Genomic DNA, 5,233 nt, shown 5'->3' with positions numbered 1-5,233 from the left:
ATCATTAAGAGAATTGAAGAACAACTTGTGTGGATTTTTACTGATTGATTAATCGAAATAATTTTCATTGATTGATTGGTTTAAATTACTCGAAGTTTATTTGAGCGAAATTTAAGTCAGTAATTGATGAGCCAGAATTGGCACCTTGTCTATAATAAGGTGCAAAATGATTTTAACTGAAGAGTTTGATCATGGCTCAGATTGAACGCTGGCGGCAGGCTTAACACATGCAAGTCGAGCGGGGGAAGGTAGCTTGCTACCGGACCTAGCGGCGGACGGGTGAGTAATGCTTAGGAATCTGCCTATTAGTGGGGGACAACATCTCGAAAGGGATGCTAATACCGCATACGTCCTACGGGAGAAAGCAGGGGATCTTCGGACCTTGCGCTAATAGATGAGCCTAAGTCGGATTAGCTAGTTGGTGGGGTAAAGGCCTACCAAGGCGACGATCTGTAGCGGGTCTGAGAGGATGATCCGCCACACTGGGACTGAGACACGGCCCAGACTCCTACGGGAGGCAGCAGTGGGGAATATTGGACAATGGGGGGAACCCTGATCCAGCCATGCCGCGTGTGTGAAGAAGGCCTTATGGTTGTAAAGCACTTTAAGCGAGGAGGAGGCTACTTTAGTTAATACCTAGAGATAGTGGACGTTACTCGCAGAATAAGCACCGGCTAACTCTGTGCCAGCAGCCGCGGTAATACAGAGGGTGCGAGCGTTAATCGGATTTACTGGGCGTAAAGCGTGCGTAGGCGGCTTATTAAGTCGGATGTGAAATCCCCGAGCTTAACTTGGGAATTGCATTCGATACTGGTGAGCTAGAGTATGGGAGAGGATGGTAGAATTCCAGGTGTAGCGGTGAAATGCGTAGAGATCTGGAGGAATACCGATGGCGAAGGCAGCCATCTGGCCTAATACTGACGCTGAGGTACGAAAGCATGGGGAGCAAACAGGATTAGATACCCTGGTAGTCCATGCCGTAAACGATGTCTACTAGCCGTTGGGGCCTTTGAGGCTTTAGTGGCGCAGCTAACGCGATAAGTAGACCGCCTGGGGAGTACGGTCGCAAGACTAAAACTCAAATGAATTGACGGGGGCCCGCACAAGCGGTGGAGCATGTGGTTTAATTCGATGCAACGCGAAGAACCTTACCTGGCCTTGACATACTAGAAACTTTCCAGAGATGGATTGGTGCCTTCGGGAATCTAGATACAGGTGCTGCATGGCTGTCGTCAGCTCGTGTCGTGAGATGTTGGGTTAAGTCCCGCAACGAGCGCAACCCTTTTCCTTACTTGCCAGCATTTCGGATGGGAACTTTAAGGATACTGCCAGTGACAAACTGGAGGAAGGCGGGGACGACGTCAAGTCATCATGGCCCTTACGGCCAGGGCTACACACGTGCTACAATGGTCGGTACAAAGGGTTGCTACACAGCGATGTGATGCTAATCTCAAAAAGCCGATCGTAGTCCGGATTGGAGTCTGCAACTCGACTCCATGAAGTCGGAATCGCTAGTAATCGCGGATCAGAATGCCGCGGTGAATACGTTCCCGGGCCTTGTACACACCGCCCGTCACACCATGGGAGTTTGTTGCACCAGAAGTAGCTAGCCTAACTGCAAAGAGGGCGGTTACCACGGTGTGGCCGATGACTGGGGTGAAGTCGTAACAAGGTAGCCGTAGGGGAACCTGCGGCTGGATCACCTCCTTAACGAAAGATTGACGATTGGTAAGAATCCACAACAAGTTGTTCTTCATAGATGTATCTGAGGGTCTGTAGCTCAGTTGGTTAGAGCACACGCTTGATAAGCGTGGGGTCACAAGTTCAAGTCTTGTCAGACCCACCATGACTTTGACTGGTTGAAGTTATAGATAAAAGATACATGATTGATGATGTAAGCTGGGGACTTAGCTTAGTTGGTAGAGCGCCTGCTTTGCACGCAGGAGGTCAGGAGTTCGACTCTCCTAGTCTCCACCAGAACTTAAGATAAGTTCGGATTACAGAAATTAGTAAATAAAGATTGAGATCTTGGTTTATTAACTTCTGTGATTTCATTATCACGGTAATTAGTGTGATCTGACGAAGACACATTAACTCATTAACAGATTGGCAAAATTGAGTCTGAAATAAATTGTTCACTCAAGAGTTTAGGTTAAGCAATTAATCTAGATGAATTGAGAACTAGCAAATTAACTGAATCAAGCGTTTTGGTATGTGAATTTAGATTGAAGCTGTACGGTGCTTAAGTGCACAGTGCTCTAAACTGAAATGTTGAAGTTACTAACTTGTAGGTAACATCGACTGTTTGGGGTTGTATAGTCAAGTAATTAAGTGCATGTGGTGGATGCCTTGGCAGTCAGAGGCGATGAAAGACGTGATAGCCTGCGAAAAGCTCCGGGGAGGCGGCAAATATCCTTTGATCCGGAGATGTCTGAATGGGGGAACCCACCTACTTTAAGGTAGGTATTGCAACATGAATACATAGTGTTGCAAGGCGAACGAGGGGAAGTGAAACATCTCAGTACCCTTAGGAAAAGAAATCAATTGAGATTCCCTCAGTAGCGGCGAGCGAACGGGGATCAGCCCATTAAGTTATGTGTGTTTTAGTGGAACGCTCTGGGAAGTGCGAACGTAGAGGGTGATATTCCCGTACACGAAAGGGCACACATAATGATGACGAGTAGGGCGAGGCACGTGAAACCTTGTCTGAATATGGGGGGACCATCCTCCAAGGCTAAATACTCCTGACTGACCGATAGTGAACCAGTACCGTGAGGGAAAGGCGAAAAGAACCCCTGTGAGGGGAGTGAAATAGATCCTGAAACCGCATGCATACAAGCAGTGGGAGCACCTTCGTGGTGTGACTGCGTACCTTTTGTATAATGGGTCAGCGACTTATATTCAGTAGCGAGGTTAACCGTATAGGGGAGCCGTAGAGAAATCGAGTCTTAATAGGGCGTTTAGTTGCTGGGTATAGACCCGAAACCAGGCGATCTATCCATGAGCAGGTTGAAGGTTGGGTAACACTAACTGGAGGACCGAACCCACTGTCGTTGAAAAGCCAGGGGATGACTTGTGGATAGGGGTGAAAGGCTAATCAAGCCTGGTGATAGCTGGTTCTCCCCGAAAGCTATTTAGGTAGCGCCTCGGACGAATACCATAGGGGGTAGAGCACTGTTTCGGCTAGGGGGTCATCCCGACTTACCAAACCGATGCAAACTCCGAATACCTATGAGTACTATCCGGGAGACAGACTGCGGGTGCTAACGTCCGTAGTCAAGAGGAAAACAATCCAGACCGCCAGCTAAGGCCCCAAAATCATAGTTAAGTGGGAAACGATGTGGGAAGGCATAGACAGCTAGGAGGTTGGCTTAGAAGCAGCCACCCTTTAAAGAAAGCGTAATAGCTCACTAGTCGAGTCGGCCTGCGCGGAAGATGTAACGGGGCTAAAACTATGTGCCGAAGCTGCGGATGTATACTTTGTATACGTGGTAGGGGAGCGTTCTGTAAGCCGATGAAGGTGTGTTGAGAAGCATGCTGGAGGTATCAGAAGTGCGAATGCTGACGTGAGTAACGACAAAACGGGTGAAAAACCCGTTCGCCGAAAGACCAAGGGTTCCAGTCCAACGTTAATCGGGGCTGGGTGAGTCGACCCCTAAGGCGAGGCCGAAAGGCGTAGTCGATGGGAAAATGGTTAATATTCCATTACTTCTGTGTAATGCGATGAGAGGACGGAGAAGGCTAAATCAGCCTGGCGTTGGTTGTCCAGGTGAAAGGATGTAGGCATGTATCTTAGGCAAATCCGGGGTACTCTATGCTGAGATCTGATAGCAAGCTGTACTTGTACAGCGAAGTGGTTGATGCCATGCTTCCAGGAAAAGTCTCTAAGCTTCAGTTACACAGGAATCGTACCCGAAACCGACACAGGTGGTCAGGTCGAGTAGACCAAGGCGCTTGAGAGAACTCTGCTGAAGGAACTAGGCAAAATGGTACCGTAACTTCGGGAGAAGGTACGCTGTTGTTGGTGATGGAACTCGCTTCCTGAGCTGACGACAGCCGCAGAAACCAGGCCGCTGCAACTGTTTATTAAAAACATAGCACTCTGCAAACACGAAAGTGGACGTATAGGGTGTGATGCCTGCCCGGTGCTGGAAGGTTAATTGATGGGGTTAGCGTAAGCGAAGCTCTTGATCGAAGCCCCAGTAAACGGCGGCCGTAACTATAACGGTCCTAAGGTAGCGAAATTCCTTGTCGGGTAAGTTCCGACCTGCACGAATGGCATAATGATGGCGGCGCTGTCTCCAGCAGAGGCTCAGTGAAATCGAAATCGCTGTGAAGATGCAGTGTACCCGCGGCTAGACGGAAAGACCCCGTGAACCTTTACTGCAGCTTGACACTGAACTTTGACCTTACTTGTGTAGGATAGGTGGGAGGCTTTGAAGCTGGAACGCTAGTTCCAGTGGAGCCGTCCTTGAAATACCACCCTGGTAATGTTGAGGTTCTAACTCTGTCCCGTGATCCGGGACGAGGACCGTGTCTGGTGGGTAGTTTGACTGGGGCGGTCTCCTCCTAAAGAGTAACGGAGGAGTACGAAGGTGCGCTCAGCGTGGTCGGAAATCACGCGTAGAGTATAAAGGCAAAAGCGCGCTTAACTGCGAGACCCACAAGTCGAGCAGGTACGAAAGTAGGTCTTAGTGATCCGGTGGTTCTGTATGGAAGGGCCATCGCTCAACGGATAAAAGGTACTCTGGGGATAACAGGCTGATACCGCCCAAGAGTTCATATCGACGGCGGTGTTTGGCACCTCGATGTCGGCTCATCTCATCCTGGGGCTGAAGCAGGTCCCAAGGGTATGGCTGTTCGCCATTTAAAGAGGTACGCGAGCTGGGTTTAGAACGTCGTGAGACAGTTCGGTCCCTATCTACCGTGGGCGCTGGAAATTTGAGAGGATCTGCTCCTAGTACGAGAGGACCAGAGTGGACGAACCTCTGGTGTACCGGTTGTGACGCCAGTCGCATCGCCGGGTAGCTATGTTCGGAAGGGATAACCGCTGAAAGCATCTAAGCGGGAAGCCTACCTCAAGATAAGATTTCCCTAGGACTTTATGTCCTCTAAAGAGCCGTTCGAGACTAGGACGTTGATAGGTTGGATGTGGAAGCATAGTGATATGTGAAGCTGACCAATACTAATTGCTCGTGAGGCTTGACTATACAACACCCAAGCAGTTGTATAT

2 tRNA genes and 2 rRNA genes are annotated in these 5,233 nt (G+C 49.3%); all 4 read left to right on the top strand.

Annotated features, from left to right (window positions below):
* Positions 1 to 173: 173 nt before the first annotated feature.
* The 4 genes from NQ782_RS20100 to NQ782_RS20085 all read left to right on the top strand — a co-directional run bounded on the left by NQ782_RS20100 (position 174) and on the right by NQ782_RS20085 (position 5,210).
* Positions 174 to 1,710 (top strand): 16S ribosomal RNA (locus NQ782_RS20100).
* 59 nt (positions 1,711 to 1,769) lie between these two features.
* Positions 1,770 to 1,846, top strand: a tRNA-Ile gene (locus NQ782_RS20095).
* Between the two features lie 55 nt (positions 1,847 to 1,901).
* A tRNA-Ala gene (locus tag NQ782_RS20090) sits at positions 1,902 to 1,977 on the top strand.
* A gap of 340 nt (positions 1,978 to 2,317) precedes the next feature.
* Positions 2,318 to 5,210: ribosomal RNA gene (locus NQ782_RS20085) — 23S ribosomal RNA — on the top strand.
* Together the 16S and 23S rRNA genes with 2 tRNA genes alongside form the textbook arrangement of a ribosomal RNA operon.
* Positions 5,211 to 5,233: the final 23 nt, after the last annotated feature.

This window comes from Acinetobacter sp. BD54 (genome assembly GCF_044778325.1).
GTDB classification, from domain to species: domain Bacteria; phylum Pseudomonadota; class Gammaproteobacteria; order Pseudomonadales; family Moraxellaceae; genus Acinetobacter; species Acinetobacter baumannii.
Note: the sequence above shows the minus strand (reverse complement) of the source record. Positions and strands in the feature narration are given on the sequence as shown.